Source organism: Streptosporangium amethystogenes (assembly GCF_000721075.1).
GTDB classification, from domain to species: domain Bacteria; phylum Actinomycetota; class Actinomycetes; order Streptosporangiales; family Streptosporangiaceae; genus Streptosporangium; species Streptosporangium amethystogenes.
The window spans coordinates 13,236-33,095 of sequence record NZ_JOEQ01000039.1 but is presented as its reverse complement, the minus strand read 5'-3'; the positions used below and the strand labels follow the sequence as shown (position 1 = coordinate 33,095).

Genomic DNA, 19,860 nt, shown 5'->3' with positions numbered 1-19,860 from the left:
AGGGTGTGGAAGTTGATCGAATTCCACCTTGACCGGGGGTCGGGGGTGGCGACCTACCTTCAGCTCGTGCACCAGGTCCGGCACGCGCTCCGGCTCGGCGTGCTGCGGCCCGGCGACCGGCTGCCGACGGCCAGGGAGGTCGTGGACCAGCTGGCGATCAACCCCAACACGGTGCTGAAGGCCTACCGCGAGCTGGAGCGCGAGGGTCTGGTCAGCGGGCGACCGGGAGTGGGCACGTTCGTGGAGCGGTCACTGGGCCAGACCTCCATGGGCGACCGCGCGCGGTTGCGCGCCGACCTGGCGCGCTGGGTGCTCGACGGCCGCCGGGCGGGCCTGGACCTGGAGGATCTGGAGGCGCTGATCGCCTCCGTCCTGACCGACTCCTACCGCGAGGAGACGGCATGACCGCTCTGCGAACCGAGGGACTGGGCAGGCGCTACCGGCGGACCTGGGCGCTGCGCGACTGCTCGGTGGCGCTGCCGTCAGGGCGGGTGATCGCGCTGGTGGGTCCCAACGGCGCGGGCAAGTCAACCTTGCTCCACCTGGCCGCCGGTCTCCTCGCCCCGACCACGGGAACCATACGGGCCTTTGGCAGGCCCGTCCGCGAGAGCCTGGAGCGGATCGCCTTCATGGCACAGGGAAAACCGCTGTATTCGGGCTTCAGGGTGGCCGAGATGCTCGCGTTCGGACGCAGGCTCAACCCTCGCTGGGATGACGCTGCGGCCAGGGGGCGGCTGGCTGAACTGGGCATCCCGTTCGACCGCAGGATCGGCAGGCTTTCAGGCGGGCAGCGGACTCAGGTGGCGCTCACCGTCGCGCTGGCCAAGCGTCCCGATCTGCTGGTGATGGACGAGCCACTGGCCGACCTCGACCCGCTGGCCCGCCAGGACATGATGCGCGGCCTGATGGCGGCGGTCGCCGAGACGGGGCTGACCGTGCTGCTCTCCTCGCACATGGTCTCGGAGCTTGACGGAACCTGCGACTGGCTGACGGTGGTCAACAAGGGCCGGGTCCAGGTCAGCGGCGACATCGACGAGCTGGTCGCCGGACATCGCCTGCTGACCGGGCCCGCCGAGAACGCCGACGCGCTCGCCGCCCGGCTGCCGGTGATCTCACGGGGCGGAACCGGACGCCAGGCCACCCTGCTCGTCCGCGACACCGCACCACTCCCCGATCCGCGCTGGACCGGCCGCCCGGTCAGCCTGGAGGAAACCGTGCTCGCCTATCTGCGTGCTCCCGACCTCGCGGCCCTTCCCCGCCCCGCCCTCACCTCCCTCGGCTGAGGGTCTCCCCTCCCCTGCCCTGAGGCACAGCCTCGGGCCCGACGACCGATACCGCAGCCGATGCCGATGCCGTACAGAACGAACCGTCCGGTCCCGGCATGCACGCCTTTGAGAGGATCTCCCTTGCTCTGGTTGACCTGGCGACAGCACCGCGCGCAGATCCTGGTGACCGGCGCTCTGCTGTTCGTGCTGGGCCTGTTACTGCTCGTCTCCGGCCTGCGGGCGAGCAGCTACATCACCGAGCAGGCCCCACCGGGCTGTCCCGGTCCGGCCGCCGCCTGCTCGGCCGTGAACTCGGCGATCTACGACGACTACTACTACCCGGTCTTCATGGTCTTCGGCCTGCTCCCCATCCTCGGGTCCGCGCTGATCGGCGCCTTCTGGGGCGCGCCGCTGCTGGCGGCCGAGTTCGAGCGCGGGACGAACGCGCTGGCCTGGACCCAGTCGGTCTCCACCGGACGATGGCTCGTGACCAAGCTCTGCCTGCTCGGCGGGGTGGTCGTGGTCGCCGCACTGATCCTGTCGGCGATGATCGGCGCATGGCTGCCGGTGTTCCGCGATGTGATCGGCGACAAGTCATTGGAGCCGGGGACGTTCACTCTCATCGGTGTCGTTCCGGCCGCGTGGTGGCTGTACGCGTTCGTGCTGGGCGCCGCCGCCGGAACGCTCTTCCGGCGCACCCTGGCCGCGATGGCGGTGACCGTCGCGCTGGTCGCCCTGACCGTTCCGGCCGTCTTCTTCTCTCGTGACTCCTACGCCGAACCGGTGCGGGCCGTCACCACCGGCTCGACGGCGATCTACCAGAGCGGCGGCGCCCTGGTCAGGGAGGCGTGGCTGACCCCCTCCGGCCAGGAGATCGCGGCTCCGCCCGCCGGTGAGTGTCCTTCGCCCGCCGGAGTGGACGTCCGCTCGGAACGTGCCCAGTTGCTCAAGGACGAGTGTCTGCTCGACGAGGGCTATCGCAAGGCTGTCTACTACCACCCGACCAGCCGGTTCTGGCGCTTCCAGTGGACCGAGAGCGGCATTCTCCTCGCCGCCGCCCTCGTCCTCGGCGGCCTCACGGTCACCCGTACCCTCCACCGCCGAAACTGACGGCGGAGGGTAAGGGAGCACCGGATCATTCCAGTTACTTAAGGTGATTTTTCACTACATAAGGTCCAGCTCCGCGTACGGCAGACCACCGGACAGGGACGGGAAGCCCGGACCTCGATCGAAGAAGGGCGCGTCCGCCGGGATGAGGGCACGGAGCTTCGCCCGGAGGGTCCCGGTGGCCTCGGTGTCCACCCGGAGGTCGTCGAGGGGACCGGAGAGGATGACCCCGTAGTCGTCACGGGCACCGTCGGCCGAGACCTTGCCGTCGCGGACGTCGGCGGCCACCAGGGCGGGATCGCGGTCCAGCGGAGAACCCCAGCCGCCACCGCCGGTGGTGCGGACCCGGATGATCTCGCCCGCGCGGACCGGCGAGTCGTCCACCAGGCCCTCCATCTCCCTCCCGTCGATCTCCACGACGAAGGGTTTTCCGGCCCGGCCGCCGTTCACCCCCCAGCACGACAGGATCGAGCGGTCGGCGATGGACATGAACGAGGCGTCGCGGAGCATCCGCAGATGCTTGTCGTAGCCGAGACCGCCCCGGTAGAGGCCGGGGCCGCCGGAGTCGCGGGCCAGGCCGAGCCGCTCGACCCGGAAGGGCCAGCGGGACTCGGCGAACTCGACCGGGATGTTGCGCGAGTCGGGCACCACGTGGATGGTGTCCTCCCCGTCCGCGTACCACCGGCCGCCCGAGCCGCCGCCGAGGACCTCGCGCATCAGGTAGGGGGTGCCGTCGAGGCCGTCGCCGTAGACGCCGGTGTAGCGGATGGTCTCCTGGTCGGCGGGCATCCGGCCGCCGGTCGCCTTGGCCAGCACCCCGGCCAGCACGCCCAGCAGCCGCAGGATCACGAACGTGCGGGCGTTGGTGGGGGCCGGGAAGATCGGGGTGAGCAGGGTGCCCTTCTGGGGGAACCGCATCTCGATGAGGGGCACGACGCCCTCGTTGACGTCCAGCTCGGCCATCCGCTCGGGGGTGTCGGCCAGGTTGCGCAGGATCGGCGCCAGCCACTTCTTCAGGAACACCCCGTCGGCGTAGTCGCCCGCGTGGTTGATCGGCCCCTTGGCCTGCGGTGAGGTGCCGGTGAAGTCGATCACCAGCGGCACCGGCGCGGAGTGGTCGACGGTGAGGGTCATCCGCTGGGTGTGCAGCCGGGGGGCGTCCACGCCGTCGTGCTCGGCGTAGTCCTCCCACACGTGGGTGCCCTCGGGGATCTTGGCCAGCAGTTCCCTGCGGAACGTCTCGGTGGTGTTGGAGATGATCGCGTCGAAGCACGCCTCGACCGCCTCGCGCCCGTACCGGTCGAACAGCTCGCCCAGCCGCCGCGCGCCCATCAGGCAGGCCGAACACTCGGCGTCCAGGTCCCCGGCCAGCGAGTCGGGCATCCGCGAGTTGCGGGTCATGATGGTGAGCGCCGCCCGGTTGGGCACGCCCTCGTCCCACAGCTTGATCGGCGGGACCATCAGCCCCTCCTCGAACACGCTGCGCGCGTTGCTCGGCATGGAGCCGGGCACGCCCCCGCCGATGTCGTCGTGGTGGCCGAACGCCTGCACGAAGGCGACGACCTCCCCGCCGTGGAAGACCGGGACCGTCACGCACAGGTCGGGCAGGTGCCCGATACCCCCCTCGGACAGGTAGACGTCGTTGTGGAAGAACACGTCGCCGGGCTTCATCTCGGCGATCGGGAAGTCCCTGACGATCGGCTGGACCAGCGCCGAGTAGGACCTGCCGGTCAGCTTGCGCAGCCGTACGTCGTGGATGCCCGCGCGAAAGTCGTGCGCGTCGCGGATCATGGGCGAGCGGGCGGTACGGGCGATGGCCGTCTCGACCTCCATCTCCACGGACGCGAGCGTCCCCTCCACGATCTCCACCAGCACCGGGTCAGCCATTCGCGTTCGCTCCACGGCGCACCTCCAGGTTTCCGAACTCGTCCATGGTCGCGGTGAAGCCGGGGTGGACCGGCAGCGTGGAGCCGTACTCCTCGATGACCGCGGGACCGCTGATCTCCGCTCCGGCCGCCAGGTCGGCGCGGCGGTGGATCGGGGTGCCGCCCCACTCGTCGTAACAGACCTCGCGGAAGGCGACCGGCTCGGGCCGGCTCGTACCGCGCGGCCGACGTTCGATGGCGGGGCGGGTGATCGGGCCGATGCCGGAGACCCGGAGGTTGACCCACTCGACGCCGTGCCGGGGGTCCTCGCGGTAGCCGTACCCGTAGAGCTTGTGGTGCTCGGTGTGGAAACGGTCCAGCACCTCGGCCCGCCACGCCTCGTCCAGCGGGCCGGCCGGGGCCATCACCCTGACCTCGTAGGCCTGGCCAAAGTAGCGCAGGTCGGCGCTGCGCGCGTAGACGTGCGCCTCTGCCGCGAAGCCCTCGCGGTCCAGGGCCGAGGCCGCCTGTCCCTCCAGCTCACCGAAGATCTCCGCGGCGGCCGCGAGCGAGAGGTCGCGGGTGACGAAGGTGCGCACGTAGTCGTTCTTGACGTCCACGGTGAGCAGCCCGAACGCCGAGACGTTGCCGGGCTCGGGCGGGACGATCACCGAGGGCAGGCCGAGGATGTCGATGAGCCGGCAGACCAGTAGCGGTCCCGAGCCGCCGAAGGCGACCATGGGGAAGTCGCGCACGTCCAGGCCGCGCTTGACGGTGATCTGGCGGATGGCGTTCGACTGGTTGAACGCGCTGATCTCCAGGATACCCGCCGCGGTCCGTTCGGGAGTCAGGCCGATCTTGCCCGCGAGCGCCTCGATCCCCTGCCGGGCGGCGTCGGCGTCGAGCGGGATCTCCCCGCCGAGCAGGTGCGCCGGAACCCGGCCGAGGAAGACGTGCGCGTCGGTGACGGTGACCTCGGTGCCGCCCCGGCCGTAGCAGAGCGGTCCCGGGTCGGCCCCCGCGGACTTGGGCCCGACCTTCAGCGTGCCCTCCGGGGAGATCCACGCGATGGAGCCGCCGCCCGCGCCGACGGTCACGATGTCGATCATCGGGATCTTGCAGGGGTAACGGCCGATGCTGCCCTCGGTGGTCAGCGACGGCTCCCCGTCGACGACCACCGCGACGTCGGTCGAGGTGCCGCCGCCGTCCAGGGTGATCACCGAGGGGTGTCCGGCGGTGGCGGCGATCAGCGCGGCGCCGAGCGCGCCCGCGGCCGGTCCGGAGAGCACCGTGGTGATCGGCTGGTGCACCACCTCGGCCGCGGAGAGCACCCCGCCGTTGCTCTTCATGACGGAGAACGGCAGGCCCTCTCCCGTCCCCGAGGCGCCTTCCTCCAGACGTTCGGCCAGGTTGGCGATGTAGCGGCGCATCGTCGGTTTGACCGCGGCGTCGACCAGCGTGGTGACCGAGCGCTCGTACTCGCGGTACTCGCGCAGCACGTCGCACGAGATCGAGACGACGGCATCCGGATGCTCACGTTCCAGCACCTCCCGCATGCGCACCTCGTGGGCGGGATTGGCGTACGAGTGCAGGAAGCAGACGCCGATCGCGGTGATGCCTCGGTCGCGGAACCACCGGGCCGCCTCGACGGCCTGCTCCTCGTCGAACGGCCGCACCTCGGCCCCGGTATGGTCCAGGCGCCCGCCGACGGTCCTGACCCGGTGCACCGGGACGATGCGGGGCGGCTTCACCCAGAAGTAGGAGTTGCCGTAGCCGTCGGGCACGCTCTGGCGGGCGATCTCCAGGATGAACTCGAAGCCCTCGGTGGTGACGAAGCCCAGGTCGGCGATACGGTCCTCAAGGAGCTGGTTGGTGGCGACCGTGGTGCCGTGCACCACCGCCGACACGGCCTCCAGGGTCACCTCCTCGGCCCCGGCCGCCTTTCTGAGGACCTTCCGTACCCCCTCCATGAACCCGTCGGCGGGGTTGGCGGGGGTGGAGGGAGTCTTGGTCGTGATGATCTCACCGGTCTGCTCGTCCACCGCGACCACGTCTGTGAACGTGCCCCCGGTGTCGACCCCGATACGGACGCTGCGCATGCCCCCGTGTCTACCCAGTCCCGGCGAATCCGCAAATCGGCGGACCCTGCCGAAGCTACGCCCGATCCTTGGGCAGTGTTGGCGGGAGCGGAGGGGTGAGCACCGGTGGACGTCCGGGGCCGCAGGAGCCGGACCCGGCCGCGGAGACGGCCACGGAGACGCGAAAGGCCGGCCCTGCCGGAGGATGTCCGGAGGCCGGCCTCGCTGGAGACTAGCGGCGCCGGGGACCCATGGTGGTGTTGATCACCGAGTCGGCGTCGTGCGCGTGGACCTTGGCGGCGAGGCGGATGGCGATCTCGTTCGTGCGGCGCAGCTCGGCCTCGACCCTGTCCTTGCCGGACTGGCCGATCTGCACGCCGAAGTAGGCGCCGATGATCGCGCCCGAGACGCCGACGAGCCCGGCGAACGGCGCGGTCGTGTCGCCCCCGCGCAACGTGATCACCGCGAAGCCGATCAGGATGACCACGAGCCCCACGATGACGACGTAGAACCCGTACCGCCAGCGAGCCGCCTCGGCCTGGGCGGCGACGGCCTCGTCCTCGCTCATCATCGCGGCGAGCGCCACCGGTATCTCCGCGGTCTCCGCGGAGGGGCCGGAGGTCAGGGTGGCCGGGCTCTTGCCGAGGGGTGGAGCGGTCTTGTTGGTGGTCGTCACTGGTTCTCCCACTTTCCGATATGCCAAAGGGAATCTCCCACGCTTTTCACGGTCAAGCCAAGTCAAGCCCAGTCAGGCTACGCCAGCCGGAGACTACCCACTCCTACCAGCACATCTTCTCTCCAAACCCCTCATACCTCCCGTCGTTCACCCTCGCTTGCAGACCACAACCTTTCAGGCGGATGTCCAACGATGGACCGTTACAAAACATGAAGATCACGATCTGCGTTCGGAACGCGGAAACCATGATCGGATGCGGTAGAAGACTTTCATCACCTCCCCCTCTTCTCCTGAGGTATCCGTGACAAAGCTCTTCCGGCTCCTCGTGGCCCCGCTGTCCGCCGCCGCCCTCCTCCTCACCGCCTTCTCGACCCCCGCCCGCGCCGACACCGACCCCCTGCTCGCCGCCCAGTGGCAGATCGCCTGGGACACCTACAGGTTCTACGAGTGCCTGACCGCCCCCCTGCCGATAACGGGAAGGAAGCAGGTCAAGCGTGATGTCTCCATCGAGATCAACGCCCCGGTGGAGCACGTGTTCGACGCCTACTCCAATGTCAACAACCATCTGGGCATGCACTCGTTCCTGAAGCGGGTGGTCACGCACGCGGACTGGAACGAGCCAGGAACGCGCTACGTCAACTTCACCGCGGTCGAGGAGATCCCGGTCGCCGGGCTACCGGTCACCAGCAACACGCACGCGCAGCAGCGCATCCACCGCGACGACCTCTACTACGAGACCGACAGCTGGACGCTGCCGAACGTCGTCACGCACCAGAAGATCGTCTTCACCGACCTGGGCGACGGGCGGACGCGGGTCACCGAACACCTCACCTTCGAGGCGAGCATCCTGCTCATCGACTTCACCGTGACCAACGGTGTCTCCTCTCACCAGGCGACGCAGGCCGGCCTCAAGGCGGCGATCGAGAGCGGTCTGCTCTGACCCCCGGCCGACGGGGCTCACCCGCTGGGCGAGCCCCGTCGACTCCCAGGCACCGCGGGGATCGCACGACCAATGAAAACGACAAACCGGTCATCAGGGGTGGAGATCGCCGACCACGTCAGAAGTACTAAGCTGGCGCCCCGTGACCGAAACGTCTGCCCTCTCCGCTGTTCCCGCCGTCTCCCGGGACGGGGTGCTGCGCTTCTACTTCGGCCCGATGGACTGCGGCAAGTCCACACTGGCCCTGCAGATGAACTACAACCACGGCCGCCAGGGCAGGCGCGGTCTGGTGCTCACCAAACACGACCGCTCGGGCAGCGGGCAGGTCACCAGCCGGATCGGCCTGGGCAGCGAGGCCGTAGAGGTCGACGACGACCTGGATCTGGTGGCCCTGGTCCGCGCACACCAGCCCATCGACTACGTCATCTGCGACGAGGCGTGCTTCTACACGGTCACCCAGATCGAGCAGCTCGCCGACCTCACCGACGACTACGGCATCGACGTCTACGCCTTCGGCCTGGCCTCGGACTTCCGCTCGCGGATGTTCCCCGCCGCCCAGCGGCTCTTCGAACTGGCCGACGAGATCAACCGCCTCCAGGTCGAGGTGCTGTGCTGGTGCGGGCGCCCCGGGCGCCTGAACGCCCGGGTGGTCGGCGGCAACATGACCCGTACCGGCGAGCAGGTGGTCATCGGCGACACCGGCGCCGCTCCGATCCGCTACCAGGTCCTGTGCCGCCGCCACCACCGCTCCGGCGAGCTCGGCCTCCCCGGTCTTCCCGGCTGACCTTCACCTCGCGGGCCCGGCGTCGTCACACGGCGCAGTAACCCTCGTCGTCGCAGGCGTCCTCGCCGGATCGGGCGGCCCTGACCGCCTTGGCGGCCGGTGACTGCCCGGTGCGCTCGGCGACCTCTTCCAGGGCGGCGAGCAGGGTGTCCTCGGGCTGGGCGCCGGAGACGGCGAACTGGCCCTCGAACAGGAAGAGCGGCACCGAGCTGACGCCGATGGCGCGCGCCTGGGCCAGTTCCTCCCGCACCGCCGCCGCGCCGTCCGCGCCGTCGAGGTCCGCCCGTACGCCGAGCTCGCCGGCCAGCCTGGCGAGCACCTCGCGCGAGCCGACGTCGAGACCGTCGGTGAAGTGAGCCCGGAAGAGCGCGTACAGCGCCTCCTCCCCCTTGCCCTGCTCTGCGGCGAGCCGGATGAGGCGGTGCGCGTCGAAGGTGTTGGCCTGGATCGCGTGGTCGAAGTCCAGCACCAGCCCGTCCTCCGCGGCGACCCCGCCCACTCTCCCGAACATCTGCGCGGCCTGCTCGGCCCCGCCGAACTTCTTCGCGGCCCAGGTGAGCGTGAGCTCGCCGTTGGACTTCGCGTCCGGCATGAGCTGGAACGGCCTGAACTCCACCTCCACCTCCCCGCCCTTGGCCCGGTAGCGCTCGACAGCGCGGGCGAAGCGGGCGTGGCCGATGTAGCACCAGGGACAGACGATGTCTGAGTAGATTTCAACCTTCACGTACCGCTGCAACCAGTGTGGAGGGTCGCTCATTCCGCGGTGTCGCCCGCGGCCACGCGGCACCCGGTGAGGGAGCGGTCAGTACGGCAGTCGCCTGCCCGCCGGAGTCCGCAGGTCCAGGGTGAGTCGGGCAGCGGAGCGCGACCGCCTGCGGAAGTGGATCCGGCGCATCGTCAGCCGACCTTCTCGGGCAACCGGTCGCCGGTCGGCCGCCACGCCCTGGGCATCGGGACGGAGAAGAGCCGCCGGGGCGCCGTATCCCGGTGAGAGGACTCCTCGGCGGCCACGGGGGAGGCTGGGGCGGCGAACGCTCTCATGCCGCCCCAACGCAGTGACTGTGATGGGCGGGAATGTCGCGATGAGCAGGAATGCTACGTCCGTCGGGCATAAGTTCCCCGGTGTCCTCGAAGACCACCACGCCATTGCAGAGCAGCCCCCACCCCTGCTCTGGGTGAGACACCATGAGACGCGCCGCCTCATGGTCAAAAGCGTCCGCGGACGGACAGGGGGGTATGTGCTGGCACACTGTCTTGCTCCGATCTTGATTGGCCGTGGGAAGGACTCCCGGCTCAGAGGGAGACGGCGCGGACGACCTTCCCGGCCGGCCTCGCACCGGTTTCACGGAATCTCGCCTTCGCATCCGCGTCGGCACTTCGTTCGTTCCAACGCGACCGGGTTCTGGTGGGTGACCCCGCCGGCGTCACCGCGTCCATCTGTCCGATGCCCCGCACATGACGCGGGATCTCCTACCGGCGTTCCCTGAGCAGACAAGGTTTTAATTTGTCATCTTTTTGGTGTTAATTAATCTTTGTCTACACCCGAGCCCGTCGGCCGTCGATAGAGACGAGGCCTTGTCCTGGTAGAGCATTCTTTGCGATGCCAGGTCCCCTTCGCAGCAGGCAGAACCGGCCGACCGCGACCGCAGGATGGTGGCCGGCTGCGATCAGCGCCGGGAGGACGTCAAGGAGCGTAGACGACGGACCAGGGGCGGGGCTCGGGCGACGGTGCCACCCCGAGGGCCGGCGACGGTGTTCCGGCGGTGCCCTGCTGGGCGAGGATCTCAGCGGCCAGCACGGCGAAGCGGGTGGCCGCCGGGTGGGCCGACCGTTCCGGCCAGGCGACACAGATCCCCCGCTGGAGAGGATCTCCGGCCAGGGGGCGCCAGATCACCCGTGGTTCCCTGCGCGCCATCGCCTCCTGCTCGAACGCCACCCCGTGGCCCGCCAGCACCAGCCCCAGCAGGAACTCCGGGTTGCGCGCGTGCCTGAGCCGCACCGGGGAGAAACCTTTGGTGCGGCAGACGTCGAGCAGGTGGTCGTACCAGGCCGGGGAGGTCTCGCGGGGAAAGACGACGAGATCGTGCCCGGCGAGGTCGGCCAGCTCGATCTCCCACGGCCGCGCCCCTGACCGCCGCCGCGGCTCCGGTTGTGGTTCTGGCCGTGCCGGCGCCGAGGGGGAGGCCAGAGGGGAGTTACGTGGCAGCACCACGCCCAGCGGGATCCTCACGACGGGGCCGTACAGCAGACCGGGGGTGTCGACGGGGTGGTGTACGAGGCCCGCGTCGAGCTGGGCGGAGGCCAGACGGCGGAGCTGTTCCGGGACTGTGAGCTCATGGAGCTCCAGGTGCAGCCCCGGGGTGTCCTCGGTGACGCGCCGCAGCAGGGCGTGGAGCGTCACGGCCGGGATCTCCGGGGGTACCCCGACGCGAAGGGTTCCCAGCTCGCCTTCACCGGCCCGCCGCATCATCGCCCGCAGGCGCTCCTCTCCCGCGAGGAACCGCCTGGCCTCCCCGACGAGAAGCCGGCCCGCCGCCGTGAGCTCGATCTGGCGACGCGAGCGGTCGAACAGCTCGGCGCCGAGCTCGCGCTCCAGTCGCTGGATCGACTGGCTGAGCGGCGGCTGGGCGATGCCGAGCACCTCCGCGGCGTGGCCGAAGTGCAGCTCTTCGGCGACGACGAGGAAATGCCGCAGATGCCGGGAAAGGTCCACGGCGCCACGATAGGCGATCCTCCGCGCGCGCCTTCACGCCCGAGATCTCCCTGGGCGTGCAGAACCGAGCCTCGCAGCCACGGAGGCGGTGGGGCATCCGGCCCGCCACACGTCACGGGCCGCCGGCGGGTCTGGATAGCGTTGCGGGTGTGTCGACAGAGGAACGGATAGCGGAGATCTTCGCGGCGGCCGGCCTGGACGGTCATCTGCACGCGCTGGACATCACCGGGGGGCGTGAGGTCGGAGTACGCGCCGACGAGCAGGTGGTGATCGCCTCGATCTTCAAGGTGCTGCTGGTCCTGGAGTTCGCCCGCCAGGCCGCGGCCGGCCAGCTCGACCCGGCCGAGCGCGTGCTGGTGACGGCCGAGGACAGGCTCGGCGGCTGGGGGACCGCCGGATGCGCGGACGACATGGAGATGTCACTCCGCGACCTGGCCCACTTCGCCATGTCCGTCAGCGACAACACCGCCGCCGATCTGCTGATGCGCAGGGTGGGCCTGGACACCGTCCAGATGCTGGCCGCGGAGCTGGGGCTGGTACGCACCCGGGTGATCGGCGGGCCCAGGCAGGTGCTGGAGTCGATGCTCGCGGATGTGGGCGCGCGGGACGACGCCGAGTTCGCGCGGATCTTCCCGACCCTGCCCGCCGAGCGGGTCTGGGCGCTGCGGGTCTTCGACCCCGGTCACACGACCTCGAGCACCGCGCGTGAGATGACCCGGCTGCTCGGGCTGATCTGGCGCGACGAGGCGGGACCGCCGCAGGCGTGCGCGGCGGTGCGCGACTACATGGCACGGCAGATCTCCTGGACGCGGATCGCCTCGGGCTTCCCCCCGGAGGTGCGGGTGGCCGCCAAGACCGGGACGCTGCCCGGCCTGCACATGGAGGTGGGGGTCGTCGAGTATCCCCGCGGCGGGAGGTACGCGGTGGCGGTGTTCGCCAGGACCGAACAACTGCACGCGACCCGGCGCATCGACGTCGACCTGGCGATCGGCCAGGCCGCCCGGGTCGCCGTCGACGCGCTGCGCACCGGTCCCGGCCACGGGTGAGTCCCGCTCCCCGGGCATGAGAACCCCCGCAGCCGCGAAGTCCTGATCCCCCGGTTTCCGTCTCTGCTGCACCGCCGACCTCGGTGAGCTGCTCTGATACGCGTTCACCTATGGGAGACGGCGACCGCAGATCTTGGACGTGAACGGCCGGGCGATGGTTGGGTCCCATCGAGCCGCCTGGGGGGCGGCCGCCGGTTCACACACCCAGGGAGAGATGTGTCCAGATTCGACAGAAGAGATTTCCTGCGGACCGCGACGGCGGGTGCGGTGCTGGCACCGATGGCCGGGCTCCTGCTGTCCTCGGCCGGCGCCGAGACCGCCCCTGCGACGCCGCTGCCAGGCGGCACGAACCGCGGGGCCAAGGCCACGTTCCGCTGGCTCGGCAACTCGGGCTGGCGGGTGGACGTGGGCTCCTCGACGTTCCTCGTCGACCCGTACGTGACGCGGTTCGACACCGGTCTGTCCTCGGGGGCCTTCAATCCCGTCACCCCGCTGACCGTCGACACCACGACGATCCGCAGGCACGTGGGCACCCCGAAGACGGTCCTGGTGACGCACTCGCACTGGGACCACTTCAACGACGTCCCGCACATCGCCACATCGACCGGGGCCCGGGTGGTCGGCACCACCACGACCTGCAACCTGGCGTTGGCGTTCGGCGTGAAGGACGGCCTGCTCAGCCCGGTGAAGGGCGGGGAGGTGCTGGACTTCGGCGACTACGTCGTCGAGGTGGTGGAGTCGCTGCACAGTCGCAACGCCAACTACTCCATGCTTTTTCCCGGAGAGCTGGCGAGCAGGCCGAAGAGGAGGCCGAGGAACATCTCCGAGTTGCCCGAGGGGGACACCCTGGCGTTCCAGGTGACCGTCAAGGGCGGCCCGTCCGTGTTCTTCATGGGCGGCAGCGACTTCGTCGGGCGCAACCTCGCCGGTCTCGCCCCGGACATCGCGATGATTCCCACCACCTCGTCGTCCTCCACCTACGACTACGTGCCGCGTCTCCTGCGGGCGCTGGACAACCCCCGCGTGGTCGTCCCGGTGCACTGGGACGACTTCGAGGTGGCACTGAGAAACCCGCCGCAGGCCGACGAGAAGTCGAGGAAAAGCCTCGCGGAGTTCGTCGCGACGGTACGCGAGGTCAGCCCCAAGACCAAGGTGGTGATCCCGGACTACCTGACGCCGCACACGTTCGTCTGACGCCCGCACCGGACTGGAACACCGCGCGGAGCCACGGGGGCCACCGCGCGGGCCGCCGGAAGGTCCTCCGCCCGCCGTTCGAGCCGAGGTCCGGACGGCCCGGTTCCTTTTCAGGAAGGGCCGGGTGGTGCGGTGGAGTCGCGGATCACCAGCCGGCAGGGCATGGTGTGGATGCCGGGGGCGACCTTCCCGTCGATGGCGGCGAACAGGTGTTGCGCGGCCGTGTGCCCCAGCCGTTCCAGGTTCGGGTCGACGCTGGTGAGCAGCGGGCGGGTCTCGGCCGACAGCACCTCCCAGTTGTCGTAGCCGATCACCGCGATGTCCGCGGGCAGGCGCCGGCCGCGCGCTCCCTGGCCGTCTCCATGAAGCCCGCGGCGATCTGGTCACTACCGCAGAACACCGCGTCGAGGTCGGGCTGCGCCATGGCAACCGGGGCTCCGCGAGCATGCGCGTGTGGCTGCCGCTGACCTGATCTCCACACCGCCGGCGGTCGCCTAGGAGGCGTCGGCGATCTCCTCCAGCCGGGCGGCCAGTTGCTCCGGCTCGCCGTCGACCAGGGCCGAGACCCCGCGCCACCAGGCGAACCACTCGCCGCTGCGCCACATCCAGTCGATCCGCTCGATGGCGGCGATGACGTCGCCCCTGTTGCGCCAGACCGCACCCGCCTGTTCCGCGGAGGCGCCCTGGCGCAGCGCCCAGGTGTGCAGGATCCCGGCTGCCTCGGTGTCGACCGGCTGCCCGTACGGGTCGGGGTGCTCGTCCAGCCGGTGCGGGCCCAGCCCCGCGGCGACGCCCCAGCTCCACTGGGCCTCGACGGGACGGGAGTAGCGCAGGGAGTCGAAGTCGAGGTTGGAACCGAGCTCGTCGTCCGCCCGGCGCAGGACCAGCGCGTCGAGGCGGCCGCCCGCGTCGAAGGAGACCACGATCCGCTGGCCGGGGCGCGCGTCGGGTGGCAGTTCGACCCGGTCCTCGGCCTGCCAGGAGTTGAGGTCGGTGACGGCGACGGGGCGGCCCCAGGTCTCGTCCGCCGCGTCGTCCGCGATCCAGGCGGCGAGCATCTCCAGAACCGTCAGGTCGGTCCACGGTTCGATCGCGGTGGAACTCCAGAGCACCTCGTCCGGCGCGGGCAGCTTGGCGCCGCGCTCGCGCCGCCACCACCGCTCGCCGAGCTCGCGGGTTCCGACCAGCAGGCCGGCCAGCGCGGCGAGTTCGGTGGATCTGCGGGTGAGGGGGGCGCCTCGGGCGAGTTCGACGGAACGCGCGACACGGTCGGCGCCCAGCGCCGCTTCCGCTTCGCCCAGCAGCAGGGCGGCATCCGGCCGCTCCTCGCCCAGTAGGTCACGGATCAGTCGTCGGGCCTCGGTCCTCGCGTCCTCCGCACGTCCCTCACGCATACCGACACGGTACGCCGGGAGATCCTTAGGCGCGAGCGTCCCCGGGTGCTACCGCCGTGCCGTCGTCCTGCGGTGACGCGGCGAGGTACGCCAATGTGGCCGAGCGGGGCGAAGAAGGGCATCCGTTCGATATCGGTCTGCGCCACCGCCCCGAGCACCCCGGCCAGCATGATCAGGTCGCGCACCGGCCCGCCGGGGAACCACATCGCTCTTCGGCCGCCCACGTGTCACGCGGGCGGCCGAAGACCGCGCGGCGGCCCCCGGCCGGTGTCCGAGCGTCAGCCGAGGGTGTCGATCGCACCGATCATGATGTCCCAGAACCGGTCCCGGTCGAGTACGGTTCCGACGTTCGCGTTGGGCTCCCAGTCCATCCGGCCGTGCAGGTCGGCCACGGTGGCGCCCCGGGTGTGCTCACCGTCCAGCTCGACCCGCAGACCCACCCGGACATGCGTGAGGACCGCGGGATCGATCAGGTAGGCGACGGTGATCGGATCGTGCAGCGGGGGCGCCTCGAATCCCCAGGTCTGGTGGTAACTGGAGCCGAAGAAGGTGAGAAGTTCCACGCAGACACGGGCCAGCGGGGTGCCGAGCGCGGCTATGCGGTCGAGCACGTCCGTGGTGACGAGCGCCTGGTGGCTGACGTTGAGCCCCACCCAGGTGGTCGGGATGCCGCTGCCGAGCACCTCCGCCGCGGCCTCTGGGTCGGCGTAGATGTTGAACTCGGCGTAGGGCGTGTGGTTGCCGCGCTCGGTGGAGCCACCCATGATCACGATCTCGCGGATCCGGTCGCGGTCGCCGGGATGGCGGCGCAGCAGCGTGGCGATGTTGGTCAGCGGCCCGATGGCCACGACCGTCACCGGTTCGTCGGCGGCGGCGAGCGTGTCGTGGATGAGCTCGACACCGTGTCGCGGATCGAGGGGCACGTCGGGCTCGCCGAAGGCCGGGCCGTCCAGCCCGCTCTCCCCGTGCACGTAGTCGCCGATCTCCAGCGGGCCGGCGAGCGGCCGGTCGCAACCGGCCGCGACCGGCACCCCGGTCACCCCCGCCAGGCTGAGCATCCGCCGCGCGTTGAGGGCGGTCTTCGCCACGGTCTGGTTGCCGGCGACGGTGGCGACCGCGCGCAGGTCGATCGCCGGGTCGGCTACCGCCAGCAGGATGGCCAGGGCGTCGTCGTGCCCCGGATCACAGTCGAGAATCACCGGGATCGGCATGTCAGATCTCCTTCGCCAGCCAGCGCACGGCCCGGGTGAAGAGGGTGCGGTAACCGTCCCAGGTGACGAACTCCTCGGGACACCAGTGCGGGGCGATGTCGGAGGCCCAGGCGAGAGTGCGGCCCGCCCCCGCCTGCCGTACGGCGAGCAGCGGGTCGGCGCCGACGGTGGCGAGCAGCCGGGCGTCCTCGGGGACCTCGAAGCGGTTGTAGCCGAGCAGGTCGGGCCAGTCGGAGGGCAGCCCGTCCACGATGGGATGGGCAGGATCGACGACGACGCCCGGAAGACCCTGCGGGGCCTCCACCCGGTCGTCGTAGGGAGAGATCCGGGCGGGGAGCACCCGCTCCACGGGGGTGCCGCGGAAGGCCGCCTTCGCCTCGATGCCCTGGAAGCTGAGATAGCCACCGGCCATCGCCAGGCCGCCGCCCTGCTCCACCCAGCTCGCCAGCAGGTCGAGCCGGTTCGCCGACTTCCTACTGTGCAGCCAGGTATCGGGGTGCAGCAGGATGCTGTTGGCGCCGATGTCGGAGAGCACGACGACGTCGTAGGCCGCCAGCTCCTCGAACGTCCCGGGGAACAGCTTGGGCACGTCGTGCGCGGGTAGATGGTCGACCTCGATGCCGTCTGCCACCAGTACGTCGCGCAGCGGCTCGAAGCCGGTGTGGTAGGTCGTCGTGGTGAACGCGTCGAACCCCTTGTAGTGGGTCGACACACTCATCCACGACTCGCCGGCGACCAGCACGCGGGTCATATTGTCTCCTTCAGGGGATCTTCGGGGTGGTGAAGAGCTCGCGCGGGTTGGCGACGAGCAGCCGGTCGGTCTCCTCGGGGGTCAGCCCGTGGTGGTGCAGGCGCGGCACGAAATGCGTGAGGATGTGCGTGTAGCCGGTTCCGCCGTACCGGACCAGCATGGTCTTGAGGAACACGTCCTGGGAGAGCAGCAGCCGGCCGCCCAGGCCGGCGCGGACCAGCCAGGCGACGGCGGCGGCGTTCTCCTCGTCGCACGGCGACTGGCCCTCGCCGGGGTAGAGGTAGTCCATGCCGCACATGTCGTATCCGAGGTAGGCCCCCCGGGCTGCGAGGGATACCTGGTAGTCGCGCTCACGCAGGCTGGGGTTCAGGTGTGACAGCACGGTGGCCGACAGGAGGCCGCCCTCCTCGGCGACGACGTCGAGCACCCGGTGGCCGTGCCGTACCCACCCGGGCAGGTGCACCGAGAGCGGCGCGCCGGTGCGGGCCTGGGCTCGGGCGGCGCCGCGGAGCACCTTCTCCTCGGCCGGGGTGAAGTCCGGGGAGATCCCGATCTCCCCGATCACCCCGGCACGTACTCCCCCGGCGCCGTCGACCAGATCCCGCTCGATCTCGTCGGCGACGTCGGCGGCGCTCATGCCGCGAACCCGGGCCGGGTGGGTGCGCTCCAGGTAGAAGCCGCAGCCCATCACGATGTTCAGGCCGGTGGCACGGGCGATGCGGACCAGCTCCGCCGGGGCGCGGCCGATACCCTCCGGGGTGACGTCCAGCACGGTGCGGCCCCCACGGGCCGCGAATCGGGCCACCTCCTCGATCGCCACACCGGTGTCGTCCAGGGACACGTTGTCGCGGGAGAGGTAGGGGTCCAGCCTCAGCCGGCCGAGGAACTCCATCCGCAGCGGCGAGCCGGCGATCAGCTCACCCTCGGCGTCGCCCTCGGGGGCGGGGTGCCAGGCGCTGGCGCCGTCGTTGCGCAGGTGCTCGTGGCAGAGAGTGATGCCGAGCTCGGCGACGGGCACCTCGCCGAGCACCGTGGTCGCGGTCGCGCCGGCCCGGCCGGTCATTTCCGCACCGCGCCGAACCTCGCCCACATTTTGTTGTTGGCGAAGATGGCCAGCAGGAGAATGCTGCCCTGCACGATCTGCACGTAGAACGGCGAGACGTGCAGCAGCACCAGGCCGTTGGCGATGACGCCGAGGGTGAGCGCGCCGAAGATGGTGCCGAGCATGCTGGCCCGTCCGCCGAACAGGCTGGTCCCGCCGAGCACGACGGCCGTGATGACCTCCAGCTCGAACCCGGTGCCCGCGTTCGACGACCCGGAGCTGAGCCGGGTGGCGATCAGCACTCCGGCAAGCGCGGCGGCCAGGCCGGCCAGCACGTAGACGGTGAGCCCGACCCTGCGGGTGTTCACACCGGTACGGCGCAGCGACTCACCGTTGGAGCCGAGACCGACCACGTAGCGGCCGAACGGCGTGCGTGTCAGGACCAGCCAGCCGAGCAGCGCGATCACCACGGCGAGGATGGCCGGCACCGGCACTCCGGCGATGCGGCCCTGGCCGAGCTGGACGATCCACAACTCACCGTCGATCGGAGTGGAGTACCCCTCGGTCGCGCGCAGGGCGGTTCCCCGCAGGATCGAGAGCATGGCCAAGGTGACGATGAACGCCGGGATGCCCTGGTAGGAGGAGAACCAGCCGTTGACGAACCCGATCGCCGCGCCGAGCGCGAGGATCGCGATGAGCGCGAGGGTAGGGTCCCAGCCCTGCTGCAGGACGATCGCCAGCAACGATCCGGACAGCGCGACCGTCGAGCCGACCGACAGGTCGATGCCGGCGGTGCTGATCACGAAGGTCATCGCGACCGCGACGATCAGGGTCGGGGAGATCTGCCGGATCAGGTTGAGCAGGTTGCCGACGCTGGCGAAGCGGTCGGCGGAGAACGAGAAGAAGATCAGCAGCAGGACCAGCACGGCCCCGATGGCGATGGTCTGGGCGTGGCTGCCGATGTGGGCGGTGAGGCGGGCCGATCGGGTGGTGACCACCCTCTCACTGGTGACGGTCATGACCGCGCTCCCTCGGGCTGGTCGTGGGCGACGATCTCCGACACGAGCCGCTCCAGGCTGGTGGTGCGGGCGTCGAGGTCGGCGCGGAGCGTCCCCTCGTACATCACGCAGAGCCGGTCGCAGACCCGGAACAGGTCCTGGAGGCGGTGGGTGATCAGAATCACCGAGACCCCCTGGGAGGAGACGGTCTTGATCAGTTCCAGCACGGTCTCGACCTCGGCGACGGCGAGCGCGGCCGTGGGCTCGTCGAGGATGAGCAGCTTGGGGCCGAAGGTGACCGCGCGGGCGATGGCCACCGCCTGCCGCTGGCCGCCGGAGAGCCCTCCCACCGGGATGTCGGTGAGAGGGATCCGGATGTTGAGCGCGTCGAGTTGCCGGCGCGCGTCCTCGTGCATCCGCTTGATGTCCAGCAGCAGGCCACCGGCCCGGCGCGGTTCACGGCCGAGGAACAGATTGCCCGCCACGTCGATGTCGTCGCAGAGCGCGAGGTCCTGGTAGACCATCTCGATCCCCAGCTCGCGAGCGTCGCGGGGGGTGGCGAAGGACACCTGGCGGCCGTCGAAGACGATCTGCCCGGAGTCCGGCACGACGGTGCCCGCGAGCACCTTCATCAGGGTGGACTTGCCGGCGGCGTTGTCGCCGACCAGTCCCACCACCTCGCCCGCACCGACCCGCAAATTGGCCCCGCGCAGTGCGTCGACCATTCCGTAGCGTTTGCGGATGTCGCGCATGACCACACGGTCCGCGCCGGTCGCCTCGTAGTCGGTCATAGGGG

The 19,860-nt window shown here is 70.3% G+C and carries 21 protein-coding genes; 7 read left to right on the top strand and 14 right to left on the bottom strand.

Annotated features, from left to right (window positions below; translation table 11 throughout):
- The first annotated feature begins 12 nt into the window (after positions 1 to 12).
- The 3 genes from IG98_RS0137255 (at position 13) to IG98_RS0137245 (ending at position 2,375) form a co-directional block, all read left to right on the top strand.
- Complete coding sequence (locus IG98_RS0137255) at positions 13 to 405, top strand: GntR family transcriptional regulator (RefSeq protein WP_030923598.1); 393 nt, start codon at positions 13 to 15, stop codon at positions 403 to 405.
- A complete protein-coding gene (locus IG98_RS0137250; RefSeq protein WP_030923595.1) occupies positions 402 to 1,283 on the top strand; it encodes an ABC transporter ATP-binding protein in 882 nt (293 codons plus the stop codon). The genes IG98_RS0137255 and IG98_RS0137250 overlap by 4 nt, the downstream gene beginning before the upstream one ends.
- A 123-nt stretch (positions 1,284 to 1,406) precedes the next feature.
- Positions 1,407 to 2,375: an ABC transporter permease gene (locus IG98_RS0137245; protein WP_030923591.1), complete on the top strand. Its 969-nt coding sequence runs from the start codon at positions 1,407 to 1,409 to the stop codon at positions 2,373 to 2,375.
- A gap of 54 nt (positions 2,376 to 2,429) precedes the next feature.
- Here IG98_RS0137245 and IG98_RS0137240 read toward each other — a convergent pair whose 3' ends face one another.
- The 3 genes from IG98_RS0137240 to IG98_RS0137230 form a co-directional block, all read right to left on the bottom strand.
- Positions 2,430 to 4,259 (bottom strand): hydantoinase B/oxoprolinase family protein, encoded by a 1,830-nt coding sequence (locus IG98_RS0137240; protein WP_030923588.1) that lies wholly within the window; start codon positions 4,257 to 4,259, stop codon positions 2,430 to 2,432.
- Positions 4,252 to 6,336 (bottom strand): hydantoinase/oxoprolinase family protein, encoded by a 2,085-nt coding sequence (locus IG98_RS0137235; RefSeq protein ID WP_030923585.1) that lies wholly within the window; start codon positions 6,334 to 6,336, stop codon positions 4,252 to 4,254. The genes IG98_RS0137240 and IG98_RS0137235 overlap by 8 nt, the downstream gene beginning before the upstream one ends.
- Positions 6,337 to 6,547: 211 nt before the next feature.
- On the bottom strand, positions 6,548 to 6,991 hold the full coding sequence (locus IG98_RS0137230) for a hypothetical protein (protein ID WP_030923581.1): 444 nt from the start codon (positions 6,989 to 6,991) through the stop codon (positions 6,548 to 6,550).
- Positions 6,992 to 7,292: 301 nt separating this feature from the next.
- Between IG98_RS0137230 and IG98_RS0137225 the strand changes: the two genes are divergently transcribed.
- Positions 7,293 to 7,931, top strand: a complete 639-nt coding sequence (locus IG98_RS0137225; protein WP_030923578.1) for an SRPBCC family protein — start codon at positions 7,293 to 7,295, stop codon at positions 7,929 to 7,931.
- Between the two features lie 142 nt (positions 7,932 to 8,073).
- Positions 8,074 to 8,715 carry a thymidine kinase gene (locus IG98_RS0137220; RefSeq protein WP_037972317.1) on the top strand — a complete coding sequence of 214 codons (642 nt, stop codon included), beginning with the start codon at positions 8,074 to 8,076 and terminating at the stop codon, positions 8,713 to 8,715.
- A gap of 25 nt (positions 8,716 to 8,740) precedes the next feature.
- Here IG98_RS0137220 and IG98_RS0137215 read toward each other — a convergent pair whose 3' ends face one another.
- From IG98_RS0137215 to IG98_RS0137205, 4 genes are all read right to left on the bottom strand, one after another.
- Positions 8,741 to 9,439, bottom strand: coding sequence for a DsbA family oxidoreductase (locus IG98_RS0137215; protein ID WP_030923571.1), 699 nt, complete (start codon positions 9,437 to 9,439; stop codon positions 8,741 to 8,743).
- 173 nt (positions 9,440 to 9,612) lie between these two features.
- Positions 9,613 to 9,756, bottom strand: a complete 144-nt coding sequence (locus IG98_RS51340; protein ID WP_157594737.1) for a hypothetical protein — start codon at positions 9,754 to 9,756, stop codon at positions 9,613 to 9,615.
- A complete protein-coding gene (locus IG98_RS53855) occupies positions 9,753 to 9,965 on the bottom strand; it encodes a DUF5999 family protein (protein WP_084195927.1) in 213 nt (70 codons plus the stop codon). The genes IG98_RS51340 and IG98_RS53855 overlap by 4 nt, the downstream gene beginning before the upstream one ends.
- A 434-nt stretch (positions 9,966 to 10,399) precedes the next feature.
- Complete coding sequence (locus IG98_RS0137205; RefSeq protein WP_030923568.1) at positions 10,400 to 11,428, bottom strand: LysR family transcriptional regulator; 1,029 nt, start codon at positions 11,426 to 11,428, stop codon at positions 10,400 to 10,402.
- Positions 11,429 to 11,577: 149 nt separating this feature from the next.
- Between IG98_RS0137205 and IG98_RS0137200 the strand changes: the two genes are divergently transcribed.
- The gene (locus IG98_RS0137200; RefSeq protein ID WP_030923566.1) at positions 11,578 to 12,474 is read left to right on the top strand and encodes a serine hydrolase; all 897 of its coding nucleotides are present in this window, start codon (positions 11,578 to 11,580) and stop codon (positions 12,472 to 12,474) included.
- A gap of 216 nt (positions 12,475 to 12,690) precedes the next feature.
- Positions 12,691 to 13,668 carry an MBL fold metallo-hydrolase gene (locus IG98_RS0137195; RefSeq protein ID WP_030923563.1) on the top strand — a complete coding sequence of 326 codons (978 nt, stop codon included), beginning with the start codon at positions 12,691 to 12,693 and terminating at the stop codon, positions 13,666 to 13,668.
- A 110-nt stretch (positions 13,669 to 13,778) separates the two neighbouring features.
- On the opposite strand, the gene IG98_RS53850 is transcribed toward IG98_RS0137195, so the two are convergent.
- The 7 genes from IG98_RS53850 to IG98_RS0137155 all read right to left on the bottom strand — a co-directional run bounded on the left by IG98_RS53850 (position 13,779) and on the right by IG98_RS0137155 (position 19,855).
- Complete coding sequence (locus IG98_RS53850; RefSeq protein ID WP_030923560.1) at positions 13,779 to 13,982, bottom strand: substrate-binding domain-containing protein; 204 nt, start codon at positions 13,980 to 13,982, stop codon at positions 13,779 to 13,781.
- Between the two features lie 180 nt (positions 13,983 to 14,162).
- Complete coding sequence (locus IG98_RS0137180) at positions 14,163 to 15,062, bottom strand: hypothetical protein (protein WP_030923557.1); 900 nt, start codon at positions 15,060 to 15,062, stop codon at positions 14,163 to 14,165.
- 278 nt (positions 15,063 to 15,340) lie between these two features.
- Positions 15,341 to 16,273: a nucleoside hydrolase gene (locus IG98_RS0137175; protein WP_030923555.1), complete on the bottom strand. Its 933-nt coding sequence runs from the start codon at positions 16,271 to 16,273 to the stop codon at positions 15,341 to 15,343.
- Position 16,274: 1 nt separating this feature from the next.
- Positions 16,275 to 17,024, bottom strand: a complete 750-nt coding sequence (locus IG98_RS0137170; RefSeq protein ID WP_030923551.1) for a glutamine amidotransferase — start codon at positions 17,022 to 17,024, stop codon at positions 16,275 to 16,277.
- A gap of 10 nt (positions 17,025 to 17,034) precedes the next feature.
- Positions 17,035 to 18,087, bottom strand: coding sequence for a phosphotriesterase family protein (locus IG98_RS0137165; RefSeq protein ID WP_030923548.1), 1,053 nt, complete (start codon positions 18,085 to 18,087; stop codon positions 17,035 to 17,037).
- Entirely contained in the window at positions 18,084 to 19,085 is a 1,002-nt protein-coding gene (locus IG98_RS0137160) for an ABC transporter permease (RefSeq protein WP_030923544.1), read from the bottom strand. The genes IG98_RS0137165 and IG98_RS0137160 overlap by 4 nt, the downstream gene beginning before the upstream one ends.
- Entirely contained in the window at positions 19,082 to 19,855 is a 774-nt protein-coding gene (locus tag IG98_RS0137155) for an ATP-binding cassette domain-containing protein (protein WP_030923543.1), read from the bottom strand. The genes IG98_RS0137160 and IG98_RS0137155 overlap by 4 nt, the downstream gene beginning before the upstream one ends.
- Between the last annotated feature and the right edge of the window lie 5 nt (positions 19,856 to 19,860).

Coding starts and splice junctions, on each gene's coding strand:
- IG98_RS0137240 (WP_030923588.1), bottom strand. CDS start 4,259: ATGGCTGACCCGGTGCTGGTGGAGATCGTGGAGGGGACGCTCGCGTCC.
- IG98_RS0137165 (WP_030923548.1), bottom strand. CDS start 18,087: ATGACCGGCCGGGCCGGCGCGACCGCGACCACGGTGCTCGGCGAGGTG.
- IG98_RS0137175 (WP_030923555.1), bottom strand. CDS start 16,273: ATGCCGATCCCGGTGATTCTCGACTGTGATCCGGGGCACGACGACGCC.
- IG98_RS0137160 (WP_030923544.1), bottom strand. CDS start 19,085: ATGACCGTCACCAGTGAGAGGGTGGTCACCACCCGATCGGCCCGCCTC.
- IG98_RS0137180 (WP_030923557.1), bottom strand. CDS start 15,062: ATGCGTGAGGGACGTGCGGAGGACGCGAGGACCGAGGCCCGACGACTG.
- IG98_RS0137250 (WP_030923595.1), top strand. CDS start 402: ATGACCGCTCTGCGAACCGAGGGACTGGGCAGGCGCTACCGGCGGACC.
- IG98_RS0137170 (WP_030923551.1), bottom strand. CDS start 17,024: ATGACCCGCGTGCTGGTCGCCGGCGAGTCGTGGATGAGTGTGTCGACC.
- IG98_RS51340 (WP_157594737.1), bottom strand. CDS start 9,756: ATGAGAGCGTTCGCCGCCCCAGCCTCCCCCGTGGCCGCCGAGGAGTCC.
- IG98_RS0137235 (WP_030923585.1), bottom strand. CDS start 6,336: ATGCGCAGCGTCCGTATCGGGGTCGACACCGGGGGCACGTTCACAGAC.
- IG98_RS0137155 (WP_030923543.1), bottom strand. CDS start 19,855: ATGACCGACTACGAGGCGACCGGCGCGGACCGTGTGGTCATGCGCGAC.